General features: G+C 58.4%; 17 protein-coding genes. All 17 read left to right on the forward strand.

Features of this window, described 5'->3' with window-relative positions; all coding sequences use genetic code 11:
* The first annotated feature begins 1,401 nt into the window (after window positions 1-1,401).
* A complete protein-coding gene (locus L085_RS12865) occupies window positions 1,402-2,367 on the forward strand; it encodes a type VI secretion system ImpA family N-terminal domain-containing protein (protein WP_004935378.1) in 966 nt (321 codons plus the stop codon).
* A gap of 24 nt (window positions 2,368-2,391) precedes the next feature.
* A complete protein-coding gene (gene tssB, locus L085_RS12870; protein ID WP_004935376.1) occupies window positions 2,392-2,949 on the forward strand; it encodes a type VI secretion system contractile sheath small subunit in 558 nt (185 codons plus the stop codon).
* Window positions 2,946-4,472 (forward strand): type VI secretion system contractile sheath large subunit, encoded by a 1,527-nt coding sequence (gene tssC, locus L085_RS12875; protein ID WP_004935371.1) that lies wholly within the window; start codon window positions 2,946-2,948, stop codon window positions 4,470-4,472. The genes tssB and tssC overlap by 4 nt, the downstream gene beginning before the upstream one ends.
* 231 nt (window positions 4,473-4,703) lie before the next feature.
* Window positions 4,704-5,228, forward strand: a complete 525-nt coding sequence (locus L085_RS12880) for an Hcp family type VI secretion system effector (protein ID WP_004935369.1) — start codon at window positions 4,704-4,706, stop codon at window positions 5,226-5,228.
* A gap of 81 nt (window positions 5,229-5,309) precedes the next feature.
* Complete coding sequence (locus tag L085_RS12885) at window positions 5,310-5,756, forward strand: GPW/gp25 family protein (RefSeq protein ID WP_015378391.1); 447 nt, start codon at window positions 5,310-5,312, stop codon at window positions 5,754-5,756.
* Between the two features lie 11 nt (window positions 5,757-5,767).
* The gene (tssF, locus tag L085_RS12890) at window positions 5,768-7,609 is read left to right on the forward strand and encodes a type VI secretion system baseplate subunit TssF (RefSeq protein ID WP_015378390.1); all 1,842 of its coding nucleotides are present in this window, start codon (window positions 5,768-5,770) and stop codon (window positions 7,607-7,609) included.
* The gene (gene tssG, locus L085_RS12895) at window positions 7,602-8,630 is read left to right on the forward strand and encodes a type VI secretion system baseplate subunit TssG (protein ID WP_004935359.1); all 1,029 of its coding nucleotides are present in this window, start codon (window positions 7,602-7,604) and stop codon (window positions 8,628-8,630) included. The genes tssF and tssG overlap by 8 nt, the downstream gene beginning before the upstream one ends.
* 16 nt (window positions 8,631-8,646) lie before the next feature.
* Entirely contained in the window at window positions 8,647-11,232 is a 2,586-nt protein-coding gene (tssH, locus tag L085_RS12900) for a type VI secretion system ATPase TssH (protein ID WP_021505820.1), read from the forward strand.
* A 64-nt stretch (window positions 11,233-11,296) separates the two neighbouring features.
* The gene (gene vgrG / locus L085_RS12905) at window positions 11,297-13,558 is read left to right on the forward strand and encodes a type VI secretion system tip protein VgrG (RefSeq protein WP_004935351.1); all 2,262 of its coding nucleotides are present in this window, start codon (window positions 11,297-11,299) and stop codon (window positions 13,556-13,558) included.
* Window positions 13,559-13,570: 12 nt separating this feature from the next.
* Complete coding sequence (locus tag L085_RS12910) at window positions 13,571-15,796, forward strand: pentapeptide repeat-containing protein (protein ID WP_044030910.1); 2,226 nt, start codon at window positions 13,571-13,573, stop codon at window positions 15,794-15,796.
* Window positions 15,786-16,940, forward strand: a complete 1,155-nt coding sequence (locus L085_RS12915; RefSeq protein WP_226882927.1) for a pentapeptide repeat-containing protein — start codon at window positions 15,786-15,788, stop codon at window positions 16,938-16,940. The genes L085_RS12910 and L085_RS12915 overlap by 11 nt, the downstream gene beginning before the upstream one ends.
* A complete protein-coding gene (locus tag L085_RS12920) occupies window positions 16,933-17,547 on the forward strand; it encodes a DUF3540 domain-containing protein (RefSeq protein ID WP_021505818.1) in 615 nt (204 codons plus the stop codon). The genes L085_RS12915 and L085_RS12920 overlap by 8 nt, the downstream gene beginning before the upstream one ends.
* A 6-nt stretch (window positions 17,548-17,553) precedes the next feature.
* Window positions 17,554-17,919 carry a PAAR-like domain-containing protein gene (locus tag L085_RS12925; RefSeq protein ID WP_004935338.1) on the forward strand — a complete coding sequence of 122 codons (366 nt, stop codon included), beginning with the start codon at window positions 17,554-17,556 and terminating at the stop codon, window positions 17,917-17,919.
* Window positions 17,920-17,928: 9 nt separating this feature from the next.
* Window positions 17,929-18,435 (forward strand): type VI secretion lipoprotein TssJ, encoded by a 507-nt coding sequence (locus L085_RS12930; protein ID WP_004935335.1) that lies wholly within the window; start codon window positions 17,929-17,931, stop codon window positions 18,433-18,435.
* Window position 18,436: 1 nt separating this feature from the next.
* Window positions 18,437-19,795: a type VI secretion system baseplate subunit TssK gene (gene tssK, locus L085_RS12935; RefSeq protein WP_044030911.1), complete on the forward strand. Its 1,359-nt coding sequence runs from the start codon at window positions 18,437-18,439 to the stop codon at window positions 19,793-19,795.
* Window positions 19,792-21,303 (forward strand): type IVB secretion system protein IcmH/DotU, encoded by a 1,512-nt coding sequence (gene icmH / locus L085_RS12940; RefSeq protein WP_044030912.1) that lies wholly within the window; start codon window positions 19,792-19,794, stop codon window positions 21,301-21,303. The genes tssK and icmH overlap by 4 nt, the downstream gene beginning before the upstream one ends.
* 35 nt (window positions 21,304-21,338) lie before the next feature.
* The gene (tssM, locus tag L085_RS12945) at window positions 21,339-24,818 is read left to right on the forward strand and encodes a type VI secretion system membrane subunit TssM (protein ID WP_044030913.1); all 3,480 of its coding nucleotides are present in this window, start codon (window positions 21,339-21,341) and stop codon (window positions 24,816-24,818) included.
* The last annotated feature ends 22 nt before the right edge of the window (window positions 24,819-24,840 follow it).

The raw sequence follows: 24,840 nt of genomic DNA on the forward strand, positions 1-24,840 counted from the left end.
GCCCATCTCTTTTCTGTATGTGTTGGCTACCTGATTTGCGTTTTCATCAATGATTGTCAAAGGACGGGCAACGTAAAGATTCATAAGGTTTTTTTGCAGCAATGAAAAGGTGCGCGTTTTCGCTTTAATAACCCAATAGAGTTACCTTTATTTTATTTTGAACCGCTAAATCATTAACGCTTTTTTTCGGCCTTTTTATTGGGAATTATCTTGCTTATTTTGCCTTGCGAAAGTTGATCCTGTGGGACGCACGGCCAGTGGCGGGTTTTATTTTTATAGATTTTCTTATTTTTTGATGACAATTCAATGCCGAAGAGAATGAGTGAGATTGACTGAGGGGGTTATGAGTGGGTGTAAATTTCCATGAACTATTTTTCCTGGCGTAAAAGTAATCGATTCAGCGCTGTTTTAAGTTATTGAATTGTTTGTTTTATGTATATTGATTTGTTATTTTTTTATTAAAAAAATAATATTTTTTCTTGATATTGGGTTTGCCTTTGCTAGTATCAAATTAGTGGTCTTATCAGTTAGGGAAACATTTCTTGTATATGGAACAGATCGCTGGTCTTAACACGGTTCCTGTCGTTGCAGCGCTTACGTGGTTATTTTGCCGTTATAGTAAATGATATCTCTAATGCCACTTTAGTCTGCGAGACTCTTTACCGCAGTGGTGCTTTTGCCGCGGTAAGCCGTATGAGAACACACACGAAGGGGAATTGAATCTTAAATTATTCTGATCATTACCCTGAGTTAACTATAAAAGAATGATGCTTTATCCACCAGGCTGTTTGTGTACCAATAGGTATTCGGTGCACCACGGCGGAATGTTAATCTGTGCTTTAGCTTTAAAATTAATAATCAAAACTCTCGCCAAATTGTTTATTTTCACACCAGGTTTCGCATGTGTAAGTACTGAGTGCTGGAAATGAAAGTCACACTGCCATCGTCTTCTATTGATCATTGCGTGCTACCCGCTTGCAAGAAACGACTGGCTGTCATGGTTTTATGAAAAAATTTCACTATTTACTGTGGTTATCATTTGCTAATTAAATTATTTGTATCCAGAGGTATTACTGGAATTATCCTACCAAGGATGAAACGTTGTTTTTAGGGCAGTTTTTGATTTTTTTCCTATTCTTAGCTTGCATAATTATCGCTTGCAATTTATTGATTTAAAAAGAGAAAAATAAATATGTAAATGTAAAATAGTTTAAACCGATCACTGTGATTCTATTGATAGGTTTAATCTATTATTGTTGTTAATATTAATACATCTAAACAATTTGCGAGCTTGGTGACGACTAACTTACGCTAAAAGGACTCTGGGAAAGACTGGCGAACGTAAAAGCCCGCTTTATTAGGCTTTATGTTTCTAGTGCTGATTGAAAAGGATATCAGGCCATGAATGAAGTCATCTCAACGGAAGTGAATGGCGTCGAATTTGATCCACGATACAGTGAAATTGAATTCACGCTTTCGGAATATGACAGCCAAACCGATCCGCTTAATGCCGTAGACAATGCGCGTGATATTAATTGGCACGCCATTCGCGAGCAGTCTGCCGCGTTGCTGGAACAGTGCTTCGATTTACATGTCGTGCTGTGGTTTATGCGCGCCAATCTTCATATCGACGGTTTTTCGGCCTTCTACCAGGGCATTAAGGATATTGACGCCAAATATGCCGAGGAGGGCGCCACCATTTTCCCTCAGGCGGACATGGAACCCTCATCGGACAGCTTTCATGCGGCCGCATTAGGGTGGCTCGCCACATCGTCCTGTCTGCACGAAATCAAGAACAGCAAGATTTTTCCCGACACGCCGTTAACCACCGACGAGCTGCTGAATATGCGGCTTGACGAGCAGGAAGGCAAAAGCCTGCATTTTTCAGAGGTGGTAAAGGTGCTGGGGCAAGCCGACAGTTATTTTGCCGGCAGAAATCTGCCTTCGCTGAAAGAGCAATTGGCGCTGGAAATCGATGCGCTGGAGCGCGTCGAGAATTACGCCAATCTGCAGGCTGAAGATTATCGTTTGGACTGCCGGCAGGTACGCGACTATTTGAAACAGTTCAGCCGCCAGCTGGCTTCACTGGAACAGCAGGAATTGCCGGCTGAACGGGATGACGCGGAGATTGACTCGCCGGATGCTGACGCGCCTGTCGCCATGCCCGGCAAATATATCCGTTCCCGGCAGGATGTCATCTTGCTGTTGGATCAGGTTTTGGACTATTTCCAAAACTATGAGCCCAGCCATCCGGCCCCCATTCTTATTCGACGTTCACAAAAAATGATCGGTATGGACTTCGCGACGATTGTTGAGGAGCTTTTGCCGGAATCTCTGGCCTCGTTAAATCAATTGTCCGGGAAGTAATTTTTATCACAAAGGAGTTTTCCAATGGCTAAGGACTCAAGCTCTCAGAAATTTATCGGTAAAAATAACGCGCCGCGCGTGCAAATTGAATATGACGTAGAGCTTTACGGTTCACAAAAGAAAGTGGAGTTGCCCTTTGTTACGGGGGTCATGTCCGATCTCTCTGGGCATCGGAAAAAGCCTTTGCTGCCGATCGAAGAGCGGAAATTCCTGACCTTTGATCAGGACAACTTCAACGATCGCATGCGCGCCATCAAGCCTCGTCTGCAATTTTACGTAGAGAACACCCTGAGCGAAGACGATGCGTTGCTGGACGTGGAATTGGAGTTTGAATCGATGGATGACTTCACGCCTGGCGCCATCGCCAAACGGGTTCCGCAGATGCAACGCCTGCTTGAAGCCCGGGAGCATCTCACGGAGCTGATCACCTATATGGATGGTAAATCCAGCGCGGAAGAAGTGGTGAAGAATCTGCTGGAGAAACCCGATTTTCTGCATCGTTTGGTGACGGATGCGCGTAAAACGGTCGCGGATGCGGAACAGGATGTGCAGGATCCCGGCAATAAAGGAGATGAGGAATGAGAGCGAGGCAACGACGCTATTCGGCTAAGCAGCAGGCTACGGCAGTCGCTGAAGTTGAAACGCAGGACACGGAAAATGAGCTTGACGGTTTGCTCAAGCGTTCATTCCGGCCCAGAACGAACGAGGCTTCGGAAGCGGTTCGTCGGGCTATCGGCACGCTGTCCGAATATGCCAACAAAGGCAAGGTCAAGGTCAGCCAGGATGTCGTATTGACCATTGAATCGTTGATTGCCCAGATCGACGAACAGCTTTCGCAACAGATGAACAATATCTTGCACCACAAGGAGTTCCAGAAGCTGGAGTCCGCCTGGCAAGGTCTGAGTTATCTGGTCGATAACACCAACGTCAGCGAAACGCTCAAGATCCGGGTGTTGAACATCAGTCAGGATGAGCTGACGCGCAATTTGCGCCGCTATCGGGGTTCCGCCTGGGATCAAAGCCCGGTGTTCAAACAGATTTACGAACAGGAATATGGTCAGTTCGGCGGCGAGCCGTTCGGTTGCATCATCGGCGATTTTGAATTCGATCACAGCCCGATGAGCGTCACGCTGCTGACCGAGTTGGCGAAAATTTCCGCGGCGTCGCACTGTCCGTTCATTTCCGCCGCGTCGCCGTCGCTGCTGCAGATGAGCAAGTGGAACGAACTGGGCAACCCGCGGGATATCGGCAAGATTTTCACCACGCCGGAATATGCGTCCTGGCGCCGCCTGCGCGAAAGCAACGACTCGCGTTACCTGGTGTTGACGATGCCGCGTTTCCTGTCGCGTTTGCCTTACGGGGCGAAAACCAACCCGATCGAAGAGTTCGCTTTCGAGGAGTCCGTCAGGCCGGATGTGGATGATGATTTTTCCTGGGCCAACTCGGCGTATGCGATGGGCGTCAACATCAACCGCGCGTTCCATGAGTACGGCTGGTGTTCGAAGATTCGCGGCATCGAATCCGGCGGCTCGGTGGAAGAACTGCCCGCCTACGCGTTTCCTTCCGATGAGGGCGGATATGAACTGACGTGCCCGACGGAAGTGGCCATTTCCGATCGGCGCGAGCAAGAGCTTTCCGACGCCGGGTTCTTGCCCCTGGTCTATCGCAAGCATTCCGATTTCGCCGCTTTTATCGGTTCTTGCACCATGCACGCGCCGGCGAAATACGAGGATCCCGACGCGACGGCCAACGCCAAGCTGTCTTCGCGCTTGCCTTATATTTTCGCCACGTGCCGATTCGCGCACTATTTGAAATGCATCGTGCGTGACAAAATCGGTTCTTTCCGTTCCAGAGACGATATGCAGCTGTGGCTGAATGACTGGCTGATGAACTACGTCGATGGCGATCCTTCCGTATCGACCGAGGCGACCAAGGCGCGTCGTCCATTAGCCGCCGCCGAGGTGCGCGTTGAGGATGTGGAAGATGATCCGGGTTATTACCGCGCGCATTTCTATTTGCGCCCGCATTACCAGTTGGAAGGCATGACCGTGTCCTTGCGACTTGTATCAAAACTTCCGTCAGCCAAAAAAGATGGGAGCAGATAAGTTACGGCTGGTCATTGGTTTGGATATTGCCGACGTTAATTATTAAATGGCGTTGGTGGGAATTGATATTTCATTGAAATTTAGTGGCGCTGTTTTTTACGCTATTGCTATTTATTAATGGCTAATGGGTTCTCATTGTCGCTATTTCAATGATCGCGTAGGCAATATAACGACTTATCTGAATAGACTTTTCAATTAACGAAGTAGACCTATCAGTCAAGGAGACAAAAAATGAGCACGAAAGCTTTAGTAGACTATTTTTTGAAAATTGAGGGTGTTGATGGTGAATCACCCGACCAAACCTACCCTGGCTGGATTCAGCTGCAAGCCTGGCAATGGGCGGAAGAAAACGCCGGCCGTTGGGGGTTCGGGAGCGGCGGCGGTTCAGGCAAAGTCGAGATGAAAGACTTTGAGTTTCGCATGGTGAGCAACAAGGCTTCGCCGAAACTGTTCCTGATGTGCGCCACCGGCGAGCATATTCCTCAGGCAAAACTTGTTTGCCGTAAATCAGGCCAGGGTCAGCAAGACTTCATTGCCGTGACCTTCAGCAACTGCCTGGTTTCCTCATTCAAGACCGTGGGTAATATGCCGCTGAATTCCACCATCGGTACTGAAATCGATACCGTGCTGCCAACCGACGTTATCAAGCTGAATTTCGCACGTATCGAAGTTGAGTACAAAGAGCAAAACAATGATGGCTCCATGGGTGCGGTAATTAAGACGGGGTATGACCTCAAGCTTAATGCCCGTATCTGATCATTGATGTCACAACACTAATTGCAGGCTGTCTGCCCGCAGCGATTGCGGGCAGACATAAGCCTTATCGCGAGGTGTTAAATGAAAGCGTCATTGCCCATGCTATTCGATAAGCTCAGCGTGAGACATCAAAGCGCCAGCGCCGATAATTGGAGGCGTGTTTTGGTGCGTGATATCGAATTTTTACTGAATGACGCATCGCGCAGCGCTGATTTGAAACTTCATGATTATGCGCACAGCGAAAGTTCGGTATTGAATTATGGCCTGCCGTCGCTGAGCCAACGCATACCGATTAATACCGATCCGTTAACGCTGGCGAGACATATACAAAGAATCATTACTTCGTTTGAGCCGCGTCTGGATCCGAAAACGATTCGTGTGGTGCCTGTAGTGAATGAACGCCAATCGTATGTGCTGGCGATTTTATTCGATATTTATGGCACCTGCTCATTACCGGGTGACGAAATGCTGGTTAATTTGCGCATCGCTCTTGATTATTCCTGTGGCGCCGTACACGTATTTGATTAATAGGGGTGACTATGTTCAGTGAGCGCTTTCTCCAATTATATAATGATGAGCTGCGTTATTTTCGCGAGGCCGGTCGTCAGTTCGCCTCTTCTCATCCCCAGGTCGCCCAGCATTTAGGCATGCATATCGACGGCGTGCTGGATCCTTTCGTTGAGCGTCTGTTGGAGGGCTCCGCGTTCCTTTGCACCCGCATCCAGGAAAAGCTGAACAATGAGCAGCCGGAATTTGCCCTGCAAATGCTCTCACGCCTGGCGCCGCTGTGGTATACGCCGGTTCCCGCGATCGCCACCGTCGCGATTAAGCCCGATCTCTCTTTTCCCCAGTGGCACAGCCAGGTTGACCTGCCGCGCGGGAGCCGCATGACCCTCAACGATATCTCGCTGAACAACAAACCCGCCACGTTCACCACGGCGCGGCATATTAAAGTACAGCCGGTTGAGATTTCACTGGCGGAATGCGAGATTTTGCCGCCGCACCATTTGCCTGACGGCGCCGCCAGACACATGCAGGATTGCTCGGCCTACGTCAGGATATGCCTGACGACGCACGGCGTGCTTCCCGTCTCGGAGCTGGATCTCGAGCCGCTGCACCTGACGCTGGCGGAAGATACGGTGCGGGCCAATCAACTGCTGGCCGCGTTGCTTAATCGCACCTTGCGCATCGTGCTATGGGCGAAAAGCGACGACCGGCCAATCGTCAAAGTCTTGCCGCCGGGCAGCTTGCGCCTGGGCGGCGTCAGCGATGAAGAAGCCTTGTTGCCCACCGTGGTGGGGGAATTGCCCGGCAACCGGCTGATGCGTGAATACTTCGCCGCGCCAAGCCGCTTCTTCAGCCTGGAGCTGCATGGCGTGCAGGATTTTCTGCGCCAATGTGAACGCGTTCACGAGTTCGAGATCTTGTTCGCGCTGGAGCAACGCCCACTCACTCTGATCGGTCGCGTCAACGCCAGGGATTTTCATCTTTTCGCGACCCCGGTCATCAACCTGTATCGCCGCCATTGCTCGCCGGTGCTGCTGACGGATGAGCGCACGGAGCACCAGCTGGTGGTCGATCGTTTGAACACCTCGCTGTATGAGATACACAGCGTAAAACAGGTGAAAGGCATGCTGCCCGACGGCAACCCGGTGATTTTCTCTTCGCTGCAGGCCGACGTGCAGTACGACTGCGAGCGGGAGCCGGCCGGTTATACGCTGCACCGTCGCCGGGAGCCGTCGCCCTCCAAGTACAACAATCCGCACCTGCCCAACGAAGATACCTTCATCGCCATCTCGCCGGGCAAAAGCGGCATCGACATCGACGACATCACGTCGCTCAGCGTCGAGGCGCTGGTATGCGAACGGCATCTGGTGCCGGCGCACCTTCAGCAGCCGCATTTCCAGCTGGAAACGGCGATGCCGATCCACCAGGTGGAGATCGTCCGCTACCCGAGCAACCCGGTCGCGGTACCGAACATCAGCCAGGCGTGGCAGGCGATTCAGATGCTGGCCTCCAATCCTCTGCGCCATGCGCGCCCCGACGTTCAGGATTGTTCGGCGCTGTTGCGCGACTGGCTGTCGTTGTTCTGCCATCAGGATGACTCCAGCCAGCGCAAGCGCATCGCCAGCATCAAAAACGCCTGGGTGGAGCACCACTTCGAACGCAATCAGGGGCCGGGGCCGCTGGCCTGGATCCGCGGGGCCGAGATCGCCGTCAACTTAAGCGCCAACCATCATGCCGACCACGGCGCCTATCTGTTCGGCAAAATATTGCACCACGCGTTGAGCCAATACGGCGACCTGAACCAAACGTTAAGCATGAAGCTGTTGCTGGATGGGGAAACCCACGCCGACTGGGGGGCGCTCTACTATGGCTGATATGTCGTTGATGCGTGAAACGGCGCTCTCGTTGGAACAGGCGCCGACGCCGGGGGCGCAAAGCGAAAGCGCGGGCCAGGCCGAAATCCGCGGGCTGTCCAATCGACAGGATTTTTTCGAGCTGCTGCGGCGTATCGAACGCGCGCAGCCGGATGCGCCGCGGCTCGGCGTCTCCAACGATCGCAGCCGCGAAAGGCTCTGCATTACCCAGCCGGCGGATATGGCGTTCGCTTCGCGTGAAATCGCCTCTATCGTGCAGCGCCCTAAGCAAGTGCTGATTCAGGCGCGGCATTTCGGCATGTTCGCCCCCTACGGCCCGCTGCCGATCCATGTGACCGAGCACGCGCGCACCGAAGTCATCGCCAGACGCAACCAGGCGTTCCAGCAGTTCGTCGGCATCGTCAGCCAGCGCTTCGCCGTATTGCACTACCGGGCCTGGGCGCAGCTGAAGGCGATGATCGGCCATGAGCATGACGATGACAAAAACCCGTTCTTGCGCCATTTGCGCCAGACGGTGGGCGTCGATACGGCGCTGACGGTGAACCCGCATATCCAGCGCCTGCGCGAGGCGTACCCCGGCACTTATCTGCCCGGTCGCCGCTCGCTGCGGCAGCTCAACAAGATGTTGGCGGCCTATTTCGCCGTTCCCATCACGATTACGCCGCGCTACGCCAAGTGGATCGACGACGGCAAGCAAAGCGGCAGCCAAAAGCTGGGCAAGTTGGGCAGCACGCGCATCGGCAGCCGCTTTTTCGATGCCCAGTACGGCGCGCATATTCAGATCGGCCCGCTGGGGGCCCCGCAGTATCAGCAGTATCAGCGCGGCAGCCGGCGGCTGCAGGCGCTGGTGAGCATCTGTCATGACTTTACGAGCCATCAGCTGATGCTGGATGTCAGCCTGCTGATCGCCACGGAGCCGGGCATGGCGGCGCAGCTGGGCGGCAAGTCGCTGAGTAAAGACAGCTGGCTGAAACCTAAGACAGGGACGTTTAGGCAGCTGGTTTATCAATCAACAACTTAATATAAGGAAATTTAAGGTGTATCAACGAGAACGTCTTTTTTCGCGATTGGGCCACTTTGCCTATCAGTCGTTCGTCGAAGCGACCAAGCTGTGCCGAACCTTCAGGCACGAATACGTGGAGCTGGAACACTGGCTGAAAGTCCTGGTGGACAAGGAGCGCGGCGACCTGCCGCTGATCCTGGCGCACTACGCCATCAACAGTCAGCGCATCAGCGATGCGTTGGATCGCATACTTCATACCTTGCCTAACCGGACGAATGCGGTGGTGGATCTGTCGACGCAACTGGAAACGGTGGTGGAAAGAGGGCTGCTGATGAGCCAGCTCGCCGAAACGCCGTCCGGCGGGGTGCGCACCATTCATATCCTGGTCGGCATTCTGCAGGATCCCACGTTGCAGCGCAGCCTGTACCGGCTGAGCGACGAGTTCAAAAAACTGCCGATCCCGCAGCTGTTCGACGATTATCCGGCGATTCTGGCGGAGTCCGTCGAGCATGAGGAAGAGGAAGAAGAGGTCTACAGCGCCCACGGCGATGCGCCGGAGACGTCCGAGACGGTCGATATTCTCGATAAATGGTGCGCCGATCTGACCCGCCAGGCGCGCGACGGTGAAATCGATCCGGTGATTGGCCGCGAAGCGGAGCTGCGCCAGGTGATCGACATCTTGCTGCGTCGCCGGCAGAACAACCCGATTTTGGTGGGCGAAGCCGGGGTCGGCAAAACGGCGGTGGCGGAAGCGCTGGCCTGCAAGATCGCCCAGGGGCAGGTGCCGCCGCTGCTGCAGGGCGCCCGGCTGCTGTCTTTGGATCTGGGGCGCATGCAGGCCGGGGCGAGCATGAGGGGCGAATTCGAATCGCGCCTGAAAGCGCTGATCGACGCCATCGCGCATTCGGCGGTGCCGGTGATCCTGTTTTGCGACGAGGCGCATACGCTGGTGGGCGCCGGCGGGCAGGCCGGTACCGGCGACGCCGTCAACCTGTTGAAACCGATGCTGGCCAGGGGGGCGCTGCGCATGGTGGCGGCGACGACCTGGTCGGAATACAAACAGTTCATCGAGCCGGACGCCGCGCTGACGCGCCGTTTCCAGTACGTGTTGGTTTCTGAACCCGACGAAGAGAATGCGGTGAACATGATGCGCGCCATCGCCCCGCATTTTGCGCAGCACCACAGCGTCAAGATCCGCGAGTCGGCGCTGCAGGCGGCGGTGCATTTGTCGCTGCGCCATCTGCCGTCGCGACAACTGCCGGACAAAGCCATCAGCTTGCTGGACACCGCCTGCGCGCGGGTGGCGCTGAGCCAGCATGCGCTGCCTGAAAAAATCGAGTCGCTCGAGGCCGGGTTGGCGGTGAAGCGCACCGAAATGAACGGCCTGCAGGAGGAAAGCAAATTCGACGATCTGGCGCTCAGCCGCATCACTGAATTGCAGCAGACCCTCAGCGATATGGAAGGCGAACTGGCTGCGCTGCGTCAGCGGCAGGCGCAGGAGCAACAGGCGGTCACCACCTTGCTCGACGCGGAGCGGCAGTCGCCGGAGCGCTTGCCGCAGTTGGCCTCCGAGCTGGGAGCCTTGCAAGACGGTGGCCTGCCGTTGGTGTATCCGTGGGTGGATGACCGCGTCGTGGCGGAGGTGTTGTCGGATTGGACCGGCATCCCCACCGGCCGCATGCTGCAAAGCGATCTGGACAATGCGCTCAATCTTAACCAACTGCTGAGCCGCCAGATATTCGGCCAGCAGACGGCGATCGATGAAATCGCGCAGGCGGTGCGCATCTCCCGCGCCGGCATTCAGGCGCACGATCGGCCATTGGGCGTTTTCATGCTGTCCGGCCCGAGCGGCGTTGGCAAAACGGAGACCGCGTTTGCGCTGGCGGAGGCGATGTACGGCGGCGCGCATAACCTGATCGTCTTCAATATGAGCGAGTTTCAGGAATCGCATACCGTTTCCACCCTGAAAGGGGCACCGCCGGGCTATGTCGGCTACGGCAAGGGCGGCAAGTTGACGGAGGCGGTGCGCCGCAAACCTTATTCTATCGTCTTGCTCGACGAATTCGACAAGGCGCATCCCGATATCCACGAGGCGTTTTATCAAGTCTTCGACAAGGGCGTGATGGAAGACGGTGAGGGCCGCATGATCAGCTTCCGCCAGTGTTTCATTTTAATGACGAGCAATATCGGCGCCGGCGAAATAGAAGCCACGCTGGCGGAAACGCCGGATCTGAAAACCGAAGCGCTGCGGCCGATGCTGCACGACGTGCTGGCGCGCTTCTTCCCGGCGGCGCTGTTGGCGCGCATGAACGTCATTCCCTACGTGCCGCTTTCTACCGAAGCGATAACCCATATCGCCACCAAACAGATTTCGCGTTTACAACAGCGTTTGCACAAAGAAGTGGGCGTGTCGCTGGTGCTGGAAGGCGACATTCCAGGCTGGATAGCCAAACGCATCAGCGCCCATCCTTCGCGCGGCAGAGCGGTCGAGTCGCTGCTGCAGCAGGCGATTTTGCCGCCCATCAGCAATGAAGTGCTGCAGCGCAAACGGACGGGACAGGAACTGCAGAATATCCAACTCATGGTCGAGAACGATAGTTTAAGTGTTTATTTCGACTGATTTTTAATTTGCCGCCGGCCCGTAAACACGGGGCGGGGTTCGATATCGGATCAGAGAGGTTGTTATGCCTTTAATCGAAATTGATAACCCGGTGTTAGCCGAATTAAATGCGTTTCCACTCAGCTTCACCACCAAAGAAGGGTTGTCGAGCAACTCGCAATATACGCTCGAATTCGAATGTGAACAGGCGGACGTTGATTATGAATCTCTGCTGGGTCAAGGGATCAGCATTCAAATAGAAAGGCCGGATTTCGGCGCGCGGCCGTTTTACGCTTACGTGATCGGCGCCTCCGATTCGGGGCAGCATCAGGATAAGTTCGTTTATAAGCTGGAGCTGAGCACCTGGCTGTGGTTTTTGATGCAAAACCGCAACAGCCGCATTTTCCAGGATTTGAACGTGCTCGACATCATCGAGCAAATCTTCTCGCGCTACGGTTTTGCCGACTACCGTCTGGATATTCAAGGCACTTATCCGACGCGTGAATATTGCGTGCAGTTTTCCGAAACGGATTTCGCGTTTATCAGCCGCCTGCTGGAAGACGAAGGCATCTGGTATTACTTCGATCACGCCGAGGATAAACACACGCTGGTGATCACCGACCGGCAGAATTTCGACGATCTGGATTTCGGTTACGCCGTGTTGCCGTTCATGCCGGACAGCGAAGAAAACCGCGCCATCCGCGAAGGGATCCAGCGCATCCAGCGCTCCCGCAAAGTGCGCCCGAATGAAATCGTGCTGCGCGACTTTGACTTCCAGAACCCGCGCAAGAACCTGCAAACCAAGGTGGAAGAGAGCCGCCTCGGCCTGCAGAACACCCCGCTGGAGTGGTACGACTACGCGGCGGGTTATGTGGATACCGAACGCGGTGAAAACCTGGCGCGGCTGCGCCTGGAAGAAATGCAAAGCGACGGCCATCTGCTGTTTGGCGAGAGCAACGCCGTCGGGCTGATGGCCGGCAAGGATTTCTCCTTGATTTTGCACCCGGACGCCAACCGCAACCGCCGCTTCAAGCTGACTCGCTGCGACTATGTGTTCGTGCAAGACGGCCCGGACAGCAGCAGCGACGGCCGCAACGTCACCTGCCGTTTCAATGCGTTGAACGACGACGTGCCGTTCCGCCCGCTGCGCGAAACGCCAAAGCCGCAGATGCCGGGCATCCAGAGCGCCACCGTGGTCGGCGCGCCCAACTCCGAAGTGCATACCGACAAATTTGCGCGCATCCGCGTGCATTTCCACTGGGATCGCTACAAAACCACCGAGGAAGACAGCTCTTGCTGGATCCGCGTGGTGCAGGCCTGGGCGGGGAAAGGCTGGGGCGTGATCGCCATGCCCCGCGTCGGCCAGGAAGTGCTGGTGACCTATGTCGACGGCGATCTCGATCGTCCGATGGTGACCGGGATTGTGTATAACGGCGACAACCCGCCGCCTTATCAGTTGCCTGAATACATCAACTACTCGGGCATGGTGTCGCGTTCGCTGCGCTTCGGCAAGCCGCAGCATGCCAGCCAGTTGACCTTCGATGACAACCGCAACAACGAACGCGTCATGCTGCATGCCGAACGCGATCTGCAAACCACGGTGGAGCGCAACCAGGCCACCGAGGTGGGAATGGACAAGTTCGACATCATCCGCCGCACCTTTACGGACTGGTTCACCAACCACGTCTCTTACAAGGATTACGTCTTCAGCATTACCGGGTTTGACGCCTCGATTAAAGGCGTCAGCGCGTCGATGACCGGCGTCAGCCTCACCGCCACCGGCGTGAGCACCTCGTTTACCGGCGTCAGCACCTCGTTCACCGGCGTGAGCACGTCATTTACCGGCGTGAGCACTTCGTTCACCGGGCTGAGCACCTCGTTTACCGGGCAGAGCACCAGCTGCACCGGCGTATCAAACTCGATGACCGGCGAAAGCAACTCCTTCACCAGCATCAGCAACAGCATGACCGGCGAAAGCAACAGCTACACCACGGTCAGCACCAGCCAGACCGGCAGCAGCACCAGCTTTACCGGCGTCAGCGTCAGCACCACCGGATCGTCGACCAGCACCACCGGCTGCAGCATCAGCACCACCGGATCGTCGACCAGCACCACCGGCTGCAGCATCAGCACCACCGGCAGCAGCGTGAGCACCACCGGCAGCAGCGTCGGCACCACCGGCAGCAGCGTCAGCAGCACCGGCAGCAGCGTCAGCAATACCGGCAGCAGCGTCAGCAATACCGGCAGCAGCACCAGCACGACAGGGGTGTCGATCAGCTATACCGGCGCGTCACTGTCCGAGACCGGCGTCGATTTGAAAAAAGTCGGGATGCAAAGCAAAAACTAACGAGGCGCGGCAATGAGAATTATACGGCCACAGCAATTGGTGGCGATTAAAGGAAGTTACCAGATCGGGACAGACAGCCGGCTCGGCATCAGCGTCGTGGCCGGATGCTACCTGTCCCGGCCTGAACACTTCGTGAACGAAGCCGAAATCTGGGAGGCGTGGAAGCGCGTGCCACTCAGCCTGCCGATATTGGATGTTGCCGAGCCGAAGCCGTTCGCCGAATACCTGATCGCCGGCCATGCCGGTATCGGTCAGCCGGTGAAAACGCTGAATGTCAGCGCCGACATCGGCGGGCTGAAGCGCCGTTGGCGGGTCGAGGGCGAGGGACGGCGCGGCGCGATGGAGGTGGAACCCTTCCTCAGCGTGCCGCTGGATCACACCTCCGCCTGGGGCGGCAAAGACAACAAGGAGAACCCGTTTGGCCGCGGCTGCAATGACGGGCTGCGGCCGCTGCTGATGACGCTGTCCGCCGAGGGGACCGCGCAGGAGCGCTCTCCGCTGGCGGCGCCGGCGCCGGTGCCGCACGAGTTTGCGCTGCGCAAGGCGCACATCGATAAGGTGGCGGGCCAGATCGCCGGCAAAGCCTATCTCGAGACGGTATTCCCCGGGCTGCCGGCCAATATCGATCGGCGTTATTTCCAGATGGCGCCGCCGGCGCAGTGGTTGCCGGAAGCGGCGTGGCCGGATCGGGTGCCCTTCGAGCTGCAGGGCGTCGGCGCGCAAAGCGAGGCGATTCGCGGCGAGCTGCCGGCGGTGTGCGGACGGGCGTTCATCCGCCGTCACGATAGCGACAGCCTCGAGGAAATCGAGCTGCAGCGCAAAACGCTGTGGTTCCTGCCCGACAGCGACATCGCTTTGCTTATCTTCACCGGCAATGCGTCGTTGACGCATCTGCTGGACGAGTCCATCGAGTCCGTCATGCTGGCGTTGGATCGCTGCGATGCGCCGCGCTCGTTCGACTATTTCCAACAGGTATTCCGCAAGCGTAGCGACGATGACGCCTCGCCCTTTGAATTTCTGTTCGATCCGGATCTGATGCCGGCGGAGATGGGGTTGAACGTCATCCAGGCGGTGTCGGATCACCCCAGCGATTTGCGTTACGATCCGTCGCCCACCTCTCTGGGCGATTCCGCCGTGTTCTATCAACGCATTCGCGAGGCGATCGCTTTGCACCAGCAACAAGCGGCGGCGGAGCCCGCCTCCGTGACGCTGCCCGATTTGCCGGATCTTCCCGCCGAAGACGGCAATGACGCGTTTTTCCCCGATAGCGCGACCGTGGAAGGAAAGACCTTCAGCGGTTTGCGCTGCGAGGCGCTGTCGGGCAGGCATTTTCTGCAGTGCCGCTTTGAGCGCTGCGATTTCTCGCAGGCTTCTTTTGAGAACTGCACCTTCGAAAACTGCGTTTTTGATGGGGTCAACCTGACGCAGGCGGCGCTGCGCCAGATCCGCATGATCTCGTGCACGCTGCAAAAGCCGTTGCTGGCGGAAAGCGTGTGGCAAGAGGCGGTCTTCGAACGGGTGACGCTGGCGGAGCCTCAGGGGCAAGGCCTGCGCGCCGACCACGTGAAGCTGGATAACTGCGTTTTCGAGCGGGGCGATTTCACCGCGAGCCGCTTTGAACACGCGGCGATCGGCAACGGCATGTTTAATGGCGCGACGCTGATCCGCGCGCAGTTTCTGCAAGGCGAGCTGGACGCGTGCGTGTTTAACCGCTGCCTCGCCGAAGAGGCGGTTGCGCTGGAGATGACGCTCACCAAAAACTCGTTCCTTGGCGGCAACTGGCGCGGCGTGCGGTTCGAACGCTGCCGTGTCGAGAGCCTGACGGCGGGCATGCAGGCGAACTTTTCCCACGCCGTGTTCAGCGATAGCTGTTTCACCAAAGTGGGATTGAAAGCGGCGCGTATGGAGAGGTGCCAACTGCAGTACAGCGTTTTCACTGAATGCAACTTTGACGAGGCCGATCTGACGGCCTGCGCGATCGCCGGCTGCGATCTGGCCGGCGTGCGGTTTAAAGACAGCCTGTTGACGCACTCACGTTGGCAAAACAGCAGCGCTCAGCAAGGCCTGTTTTATAACGCCGATCTGCGCGATGCGGCATTTGACCAGTGCAATCTGGCGGCGGCGCATCTGGCGATGACCTGGCAGGACGCCGGCACGCGGTTCAGCGGTTGTCTGCTGGAGCGTGCGTGTTGGGTGCCGCGCAGAATCATTCATGGGGACTATGCGCATGAAAACTGAAAGCCGCGTGATTCAACAGGCGCTGCCTGACCGAGAGGCGATCGAACTGGAGGTCGCCCAGGCGGTGGCGCAGACGCCGCCCATGCCGCGGATCTTCAAGAAACGCCGGTTCCACGATCGCGAGCTGAAAGGGTTGACGCTGAGCGACTGCTTTTTCATCGACTGTCATTTCGAACGTGTCACGTTTGAAGGTTGTGATTTGCGGGCGGTGCGCTTTGAGGGCTGCACCCTGCAGCAGGTCAACGTGGTCGGTGGCAGCCTGATGCGCCTGTCGTTCAACGAATGCCGGTTTGACAACCTGACGCTGCAACAGGGGCTGCTGTGCAATTTGGCGTGCAACGACACCGCGCTGCAGGGGTGTTACGTCGGCGATTGTCTGCTGGATGACTGCGGTTTGATCCGGTGCGAGGTCAACGGCGCGGAAATTGAACGCAGCAGCCTGGGGCATCTGGCGGTGCAGTCCAGCACCCTGACCAACCTGATGTTTCACCAGGACGTGATACAGGACGCCAACTGGTACGCCTGCCAACTCACGCAGTGCCTGTGGCAGGCATCGACCCTGGATCGTCAGGTGATGGGCAGTTGTCAGCTGGAGACGTGCAGCTGGCAGACGATCGCGGGACAGGCGCGCATCTGGTTCACCTGCCGCCTGTCGGGCTGCACTTTGGCGCAGCTACAGCTGCAGGGCGCCAGTTTTCACCGCAGCGAGCTGGAGGGGTGTTCGTTCGCCGACAGCGATCTGACCTCGGCGATCTTCGCCGAAGCGCAGGTACAGCGCTGCGATTTCGAACGCGCGACGCTGACCCTGGCGCAGGGGCAGAAGGCCCGGTTCAGCGAATGCGCGATGAATGGCGCCAACTGGGGGCGCGCCATCTTGCCGCAAGCGGAATTCAGGGCGTGCGATCTGGCGTTAGCCAATCTTGAGCAGGCCGAACTGCGGGAAGCGAACCTGATCGAACAGCCGTTGACCGCCGCTCAGCAACAGAGCGCTCGCCTGCATGGCGCGCAGCGTCATCGCGCCGAAAACGTGCCGCTTACCGCCGATCCGTTCTTGAGTGCGATCGACGCCTGGTATGCGCATCAACAACCGGGGCCGCGGCAACCGTCGTATCAACGGCCAACAGGAGTAAGCAGATATGTATAAATCCAGAAGAGAGCATCAGAAGGTCTATGCCAACGCCAGGGTGACGCCTTTGCAGTTGGTGCGCAGCGCTCCGCTTCCCGAACAAGGGGGGCGCAAGGTGGTGACGCTGGCGGCCGACGCCAACGGCAGTCTGTATGTCGACGGCATGCGAGCCCATTGTCTGGCGGTCGCCACCAGCTGCCTGGTTCAGCCGCTGGCGGGCGATCGCGTTTGCGTCATCGCCGACGGCGACAAGTTGGTCATCACCGAGATCCTGTCGCGGCAACAGGCGCACGCCGTCATGACGCTGGACAGCCGCTGCGCCAACTTGCGCATCGTGGCGCCGGAGATCGAGCTGCAGGGCGGCAAGCGGCTGACGCTGCGCAGCCCGCACTTCACGCTGCTGACGCGCAGCAGCCGTTGGGTGGCCGAAACGCTGCACCAAATCTCTCAACGCCTGTTTGTGCGCAGCAAGCACGCGAGCCGGCGGGTGGAGGAAACCGACGAGGTGCTGGCGAAGCACATCATTCAGGATGCGCGGCAATCCCTCGTCATCAACAGTGAAATTGGTTCTCTGAAGTCTTCGGCGGTGCTGAAGATCGACGGCGGCCAGATACATATGGGGTAAACCACCATGACTGCAGCCAATAACAACATGGCCGGGATCAGCTTTGCCGGCTGTGACCCGATGATACCGGTGCCGGGCCCGAACACCGCGCCCAACAACACCGGCATACCGAACGTGCCTAACTGTTTCCTTTGCGGCGGCAATGAACAGAACCTCGGCAGCATTCGCGCGGCCACCGTCGATTCGGGCGGGGTGATCGGCGCCGCCTCCGGGACGCATTCGGCCCAGATGCAGCCGGTGCAGGGGTCGGGCAAGTATTTCACCGGCGGCATGCCGGTCACGCGGCTAGGCGATTCCAGCACGACGAACAATAACAACATGGTCGCCACTCAGGTCGCGCCGAGCCAGACCAAATGTTTCGTTAATGCATAGGAGTTCAACATGGTGAAGACGCTTCGGGGAGTCGCGGCAGGGGGATTGTTGGCGGTGGGGATGCTCGGCGGATGCAGCTGGTTTTCTCACGACGAGGCAGCGGACGCGGGGCGTCGGTTGCGGTTTATCGACGTCGAAGTGACCGCCAACGACAACGTGAACCCGAATGCGGCCGGCGAGGCGCAACCGGTCAAGGTATGCGTGATAGAAACCAATCGCTCGGGGTGGATGCCCGAGGGGATTGGCGACGGCGCTCCTTGCCGCGAGACGGCGCCGTCGGAAGGGGCGCTGAGCCGGCACCAGAGCATTTTGCAACCGAGGGAGACGTTGCGTTATCGCTTCGAGGTGCCGGCGGGGCAAGAGCGATGGGTCGTCGTCGGGGCGGAGTTTCAGCAAATCAGCGGCGTGTTGCCGCTCGCCGAGCAAAAGTCCCCTGCGCAGGCTGATTCGCAAATGAAGGTGATGGTGGGGATGACGTCACTCAGCATAGTGACTAACGACAAAATGGATGAATGACATGTTACCTAAACAACGCGTCGCCTGGGTAGAAGGCATGTTGATGGAACCGCAGCATTTCCAGCAGCAGGAACGTTTTTTCGAGCACTTGATTGAAGCGCGCTTGCGCAGCGTCGAAACCTTCACCTGGGGGTTCCTGACGCTGGAGATCGACAACGGGCTATTGGAACAGGGCAAGTTTGCGCTGAAGAAAGCCAAGGGCGTTTTCCCCGACGGCACGGCGTTCAGCATGCCTGAGGATATTCCGCTGCCGCCGCCGCTGGTGCTGGGAGAAGGCTGCCAGGGGAAAGTGGTGTGCCTGTCCGTGCTGATGGACATCGCCGGCAACGCCCAGATCGATCTTATCCAGGATGCGCGAAAAAGCAGCCGTTTTCGCACCATGGACGCCGAGGTGCCGGATCGCAACCACGGCGTCAGCCTGGAGGGAACGCCGCGCGTGTGCACGATGCAACTGGGCAGCCTGGTGACGCGGCTAAGCCTGGAGGACGCGGTCAGCAGCGCGGAAAGCGTGCTGCCGGTCGGTTTCGTGCGCGAGCTGACCAGCGACCGTCGGGTGCTGCTGGATGAGCGCGCCTTGCCGCCGATGCTGGATTTCCGCGCCATCGGCTGGCTGCCCGCTTTCACCACCGAATTGCTTGGGCTGATCAGCCAGCGTCTGGAGTCGGTTTTTCGCCCGGACGTGCATATGACGATCGGCGGGCTTTCCGAGCTGCTGGAACTGCTGTTGCTGCAAACCTTGAGCGAGTTCAATTTGCGCATCAGCCAACTGCTGGCCAGCCCGCAGGTGCATCCTGAAACCCTGTTCGACACGTTGCTGAGCCTGCTGGGGCGGCTCAGCATCATTCCCGGCGGCGAACGCCTCTGGGATCGGGCCGATTTGGTGTATCTGCACGATGAACCGCACAACTGCTACTTCCAGCTGTTCGCCTCGATTCGCCGCGCGCTGTCGCTGGTGATCGAAGCGCCGGCGGTGGCGTTGCCGTTTACCGATCGCGGCGACAGCATTTATCTGTGCCCGAACGACTCGCAGCTGCGCCTGGAAAAACTGGTGTTCGCCGTCAGCTGCGGTTTGTCCATCGAGCATCTGCGCTCGTATTTCCCCGCGCAGGTCAAACTGGGGCCGGTCGAGAAAATCATTCAGCTGATCGATCTGCAATTACCGGGCGCTCGCTTGTTGCCGATGGCTTCGCCGCCGCGGCACATACCGTATTACCCGAACAGCATCTATTTCGAGGTTGATCATGCCGACCCGATTTATAAGGAAATGATGGCCGGCTCGGCGATGGCGCTCAGCATCGTGGGTGATTTCCCCGACCTGCGTTTTGACGTCTGGGGATTAAGGCAAGGGAGGGTGGGATGAACGAATTCGAGAGAAAAATACGCGAGGCGATGGCGGTAACGCGCAACAACGCGACGCCGCGCCTTCCCGCGTCCGGCTCGGTGGGCAAAACGACGGCGGAGATCGCCGCGCTGTCCTTCGGCGCGCGGGCGCTGGCCGCCAAGCTGCGGCCGGGAAGCGCCGGGCTGGCGACGCCCCCCGAACCCAAGCCTTATGAAGCGGAAAGCGTTGCGCCGGAAAGCAGCGAGCCCGCGCCGGGCGAGCGCCCGGCCGAGGCGGCGCCGACCTCGAGCGGGCTGTTTGGCCGCGCCGCGCTGAGCAAGCCCGGCGTGATGATGGGCCATTGGGACAACCCGCTGATCGCCGCCGCCATCCCGGTCCTGCTGCAGGTGGAGCGGGTGCGCGATCAGAAACAGCTGAATCCGGGCGCGGTGCGCGCGCAGATCGTGCGCGAGATCCAACAATTTCAGCAGACGCTGCTGGCGGATCACATCGCGCCGAGCGATGTGGACAAGCTGGCCTATCTGCTGTGCTCCTACGTGGATGAGTGCTGCATGAGCACGCTCGAATCCGGCGAACTGAATCTCAGCCTGCTGGTGGAGTTTTATCGCGACGCCTGGGGCGGGGAAAAGTGCTTCGAGCATCTGCAGGCCTATCTGGCCGCCTCGCCGCGCAACAAGGAGATCCTGGCGTTTTACGATCTGATCCTGTCGCTGGGCTTCGAAGGGCAATATCACGTGATGGAACGCGGCGCGGTGTTGTTGGCCGACGTGCGCAACCGTCTTGACGGCTATCTGTACAGCCAGAACCCGACGCAGACGCTGGCCGATGCCGAGCCGAGCAAAGTGGTGCGCAAGGCGACCCGCATCACGCCGCTGAAGCTGCTGTGCTACGGCCTGGCCATCGCGCTGCTGGCGTATGCCTCGGCCGCCTGGTATCTGCACGATCAGTCCCGCGCGCTGCGCAACGCCATTTTGGCCTGGACGCCGCCGCAGCCGCGCAAAATCAACATCATGGAGACGCTGCCGCAGCCGCTGCCGCAAATCCTCAGCGAAGGGTGGCTGGAGGTGCGCGCCGATCCGCGCGGCTGGCTGTTGATCTTCACCTCCGACGGCGCGTTCGCCACCGGGCAGTCGAAGCTGTCGGAAGAGTTTAAAAAGAAACGCAACATCGAGCGTTTGGGGGAAGCGCTGGCGCCGTGGCCGGGCGATCTGGAGGTCATAGGGCATACCGACAACAAACCGTATCGCAACACCTCCAACAACTCCAACCTGAAACTGTCCGAGGCGCGCGCGCAGACGGTGGCCGACAAGCTGCGCGAATCCTTGGCCAACAGTAAATACAACCGCACCGTGACATCGGTCGGCAAGGGCGATCAGGAGCCGCTGGACGACAACGCGACGGAAGAAGGGCGCCGCCGCAACCGCCGCGTGGACATCCTTTGGAAAATCGGCGAGAGGGAGATGGCTTCACCGTCTGCAACGTTAAATCAGGCAGGGGTAGCCGCCGAGGTCCCCGAGGATAACTAAGACATCCGCCGGCGTAGAGATAATAAGGAAATTATATGATACGTAGATCATTCATATTGGTGATTGCCTTGCTGCTGTGTGCGGTGGTGTGGTGGATTGGGCCGTTGATCGCCATCGGCACCTATCGGCCGCTGCTGTCGGTCTGGGTCAGGGGCATCATCATCGCGCTGATCCTGTGCTGGGCGCTGTGGCCGTTCGTGGCGACGTTCTTATCCTGGGTGTTCCGCCACGCGCGAGCGCCGGCCCCGGCCAAACGCAAGACCGCCCAGCGAGATCGCGTGACCTCGCGCTTTTACGACGCCTTGCGCACCTTGCAGTACGTCGGCACGGCGAAGCAGCGCACCCCCTGGCAGCGCTTCAAATACCGCCTGGCGCGCCGTTACGTCAGCGAAAAGCCGTGGTTTCTGGTCATCGGGCCGCCGGGCAGCGGCAAAACCTCGCTGATCGGCGAAAGCGGCGAACGCTTCTTGCTGGCCGAGCACTATGGACTGCAGCAGACGGTGGACGTCGGGCCGACCCAGGATTGCAACTGGTGGCTGGCGGAGAATTCGGTGTATGTCGACACCTCCGGCGAATGGCTGCAGTTGAACGGCCTGGGGGAAGAGGGCGCCAGGGCGCGCGACACCCTGTTCAAACTGATCCGCCGCCATCGCCGCCATCCGGGCATCGACGGCATCATGCTGTGTCTGGATGCGCGTTGGTTGCTGCACGCCTCGCTGACGGAGAGAAAGTCGGTCGCCGACGCGCTGCGCGTGCGCCTGCTGGAGATGGCCTCGTGGTTCCGCAGCGAGCTGCCGGTCTATCTTACCATCAGCCACCTCGATCAACTGGTCGGCGGCGAGACCTTCCTGTCGATGCTGGGCGACGATCTGTTGCAAAAAGGCATGGGCTTCAGCCTGAACCGCGCCGAACAGGGAGAAACCCCCTTCGAGCAGTATGAAACCCTCTACCGGGAGATGGTGGCGCGCGTCAGCCATCACGTACTCGAACTGTTGCACGATGCGCCGGACGGCCAAAACCGCCAGCAGCTGCTGTTCTTCACCGAGTCGCTGGGGTCGCTGGGCAACCCGCTGTATTCCCTGTTAGAGCAGATCTTCCCGCAAACGCCGGTGGGCTACGCCTGCCATCTGCAGCAGGTCTGGCTGGGCAGCACCATCGCCTTGCCGCCGCAGGGGGCGATCTACAACGCGGAAGCGGCGGATATCTATGAAGCTCGCCCGACCGGGCGCATTTATCACCCGGAGCTGGATTACGCCCGGCAAGAACGCGGGGTGATGCAGCAGTCTTCGCACGCCAGGCCGCTCGGCAGCCGCATGAGCTCCCTGGGCCGCTATGTGCTGGTGCTCATTCTGTTGGCGGTCTCGTTTAACCTGCTGGCGATGCGTTACCTGTGGGAGAGCGATTACATCTCCTATATTGCGGCGCGCTTCGATGAGACAAAGCGCATCGTGCGGGAAATTCCGGTGACTAACCGCGTCAGCGACGATGTCATTTCCGCCTATGAGCAGCTGGGCTACATGAACGCGCAATTGGGCGGCGAAGTGTCGCCGGTGCCGAATCCCTATTTCGAGCACAAGCTGATCAACAGCGCGGCGCAAAAAACCTACCAACGCCATTTGCTGCAGATCTTCTGGCCGGCGGTGGAAAACTATATCGCTGACGAACTCAAGAATGACGTCTCGGCGTCCAACAAGGACGTCTACGGCACCCTGAAAGTGTACCTGATGATGGGGGAACCCTCGCACCGCTCCGCCGAAGCCTTGGTCGACTGGTTCATGGCGCGCTGGGAAACCTTTATGCCGCAGGGGTACACCGACATGAACAAAGGCATCTTCGCTTACCATCTGCGGGAGATGTTCTCTTTGCCGGACGCGCCGGTCATGAAGATGAACGGCGATCTGCTGCGCCTGGCGCGGGTGAAAGCGATGAACATTCCGATGCAGGTGCGGGTGGTGCGCCGCATCGAAGAGAAACCGCTGCCGGCGGCGATCAACGATATTTCGTTGGCCGACGCCGCCGGGCCGAACGTCTCCTTGATGCTGCGCCGCAAGAGCCAGGCGACGGTCACCGATACCGCCGTGCCGGGGTTCTATACCCGCGCCAGCTATCGCGACGTTTTCCTGGCGCAGCTCGATGACGCCGCCAAGGACATGATTGAAGAAGAGTCCTGGGTGCTGCGCGACAGTGGGGAAGGGAAAAACGCGGTGAACTCGCTGGCCTCGGCGCAGAAGCTGGCCGACGAGGCGAGGAAGCTTTACCTCATCGAGTATGCCGACAAATGGGATGCGTTCATGCGCGACGTGCGCGCCCGGCCGGTCAACGGGCTTGAGGATGCGGCGATCCTGGCGCGTCAACTGTCCGACCCTTCTTTCCCGCTGGCCAATCTGGTGCGTTTCGCCGCGCGCGAAACCAGCATGACCGGCACCAACCAGGGCGATGCGGCAAGCTGGTTCGATCGCCAGCGCAACCGCATCGAGCAGCAGCGGCGCGACATCCTCGGCGAGATTTCCGGTGAGCGCGCGCGTTTTCGTCTCACGCCGGAACGCGCGGTGGAAGATCGCTTCGAGCTGCTGCGGCGTCTGGGCTATCAGCTGCTGCAGACCACCAACGCCAGCAACGATCCGCTGAGCCGCAGTTTCGAAGCGCTGTACAGCCAGTTGACCACCTTGTCCACCTCGCTGCGCGGCGGCCAGGTGGTGCCCGCCGGAGGCACGCTGAAGCGTCTGCAGCTGGATGCGGCGCGCCAGCCGGAACCGGTGCGCAGCGTGATGATGGACTTGTTGCAGGTCGGGGACAGCCAGACGATTCAGCAGAGCCAAAAGAACCTGAGCAAAGGTGCTTCGTCGCTGGCCTCCGGCTTGTGCAAGAGCAGCATCAGCGGGCGTTATCCATTCTCGCGCAACGCCAGAGCGGAGGTCGGCATCGAGGACTTCTCGCGCATGTTTGGCCAAAGCGGCGCGATGCAGCAGTTCTTCGATGAGAACCTGGCCCCTTATGTGGACGTCAACGCGCAGAAATGGAATGCCAAACCGGGTTCAGAGGGGATCGTCAATGCCAGCACGCTGGGCGCGTTTGAAAATGCCCGCCTGATCCGCGATACCTTCTTCACTGCCGGCGACAAGCTGTCTTTCTCCATGTTCATCAGGCCGTTGTCCCTGACGCCGACCATTACGGAAGCGACCCTGGATATCGACGGGCAGGTGATTAACTACAGCCATGGTTTCAGCCAGCCTACCCGTATCGATTGGCCGGGCCCGAAAGGCGGCAGCTATGTTCGACTCACCTTCCGCACCGGCACCGGCCAGATCCAGGTCGCCAGTTTCGACGGGCCCTGGGCCTTGTTCCGGATGTTCGACGCCAGCAATCCCGTGCCGCTCGCCAGCGACAGGCGAGAGCTGACGATGTCGATGTCGTCGGTGGTGGGCGTGCTCAAACTGGAATTGCGCTCGACGATGAAAGATTTCCCACTTTGGTCACGGGCGTTGCGAGGATTCTCGTGCCCGAAAGCGATGTAAACACAACCGTAAAGAGGTGATA

The sequence above is a fragment of the Serratia sp. FS14 genome, assembly GCF_000695995.1.
In the GTDB taxonomy this organism is placed as follows: domain Bacteria; phylum Pseudomonadota; class Gammaproteobacteria; order Enterobacterales; family Enterobacteriaceae; genus Serratia; species Serratia nematodiphila.

Bases quoted from the DNA above. Each gene is read 5' to 3' on its own strand.
- L085_RS12865 (WP_004935378.1), top strand. From the start codon at position 1,402: ATGAATGAAGTCATCTCAACGGAAGTGAATGGCGTCGAATTTGATCCA.
- tssB (WP_004935376.1), top strand. From the start codon at position 2,392: ATGGCTAAGGACTCAAGCTCTCAGAAATTTATCGGTAAAAATAACGCG.
- tssC (WP_004935371.1), top strand. From the start codon at position 2,946: ATGAGAGCGAGGCAACGACGCTATTCGGCTAAGCAGCAGGCTACGGCA.
- L085_RS12880 (WP_004935369.1), top strand. From the start codon at position 4,704: ATGAGCACGAAAGCTTTAGTAGACTATTTTTTGAAAATTGAGGGTGTT.
- L085_RS12885 (WP_015378391.1), top strand. From the start codon at position 5,310: ATGAAAGCGTCATTGCCCATGCTATTCGATAAGCTCAGCGTGAGACAT.
- tssF (WP_015378390.1), top strand. From the start codon at position 5,768: ATGTTCAGTGAGCGCTTTCTCCAATTATATAATGATGAGCTGCGTTAT.
- tssG (WP_004935359.1), top strand. From the start codon at position 7,602: ATGGCTGATATGTCGTTGATGCGTGAAACGGCGCTCTCGTTGGAACAG.
- vgrG (WP_004935351.1), top strand. From the start codon at position 11,297: ATGCCTTTAATCGAAATTGATAACCCGGTGTTAGCCGAATTAAATGCG.
- L085_RS12910 (WP_044030910.1), top strand. From the start codon at position 13,571: ATGAGAATTATACGGCCACAGCAATTGGTGGCGATTAAAGGAAGTTAC.
- L085_RS12915 (WP_226882927.1), top strand. From the start codon at position 15,786: ATGAAAACTGAAAGCCGCGTGATTCAACAGGCGCTGCCTGACCGAGAG.
- L085_RS12920 (WP_021505818.1), top strand. From the start codon at position 16,933: ATGTATAAATCCAGAAGAGAGCATCAGAAGGTCTATGCCAACGCCAGG.
- L085_RS12925 (WP_004935338.1), top strand. From the start codon at position 17,554: ATGACTGCAGCCAATAACAACATGGCCGGGATCAGCTTTGCCGGCTGT.
- L085_RS12930 (WP_004935335.1), top strand. From the start codon at position 17,929: ATGGTGAAGACGCTTCGGGGAGTCGCGGCAGGGGGATTGTTGGCGGTG.
- tssK (WP_044030911.1), top strand. From the start codon at position 18,437: ATGTTACCTAAACAACGCGTCGCCTGGGTAGAAGGCATGTTGATGGAA.
- icmH (WP_044030912.1), top strand. From the start codon at position 19,792: ATGAACGAATTCGAGAGAAAAATACGCGAGGCGATGGCGGTAACGCGC.
- tssM (WP_044030913.1), top strand. From the start codon at position 21,339: ATGATACGTAGATCATTCATATTGGTGATTGCCTTGCTGCTGTGTGCG.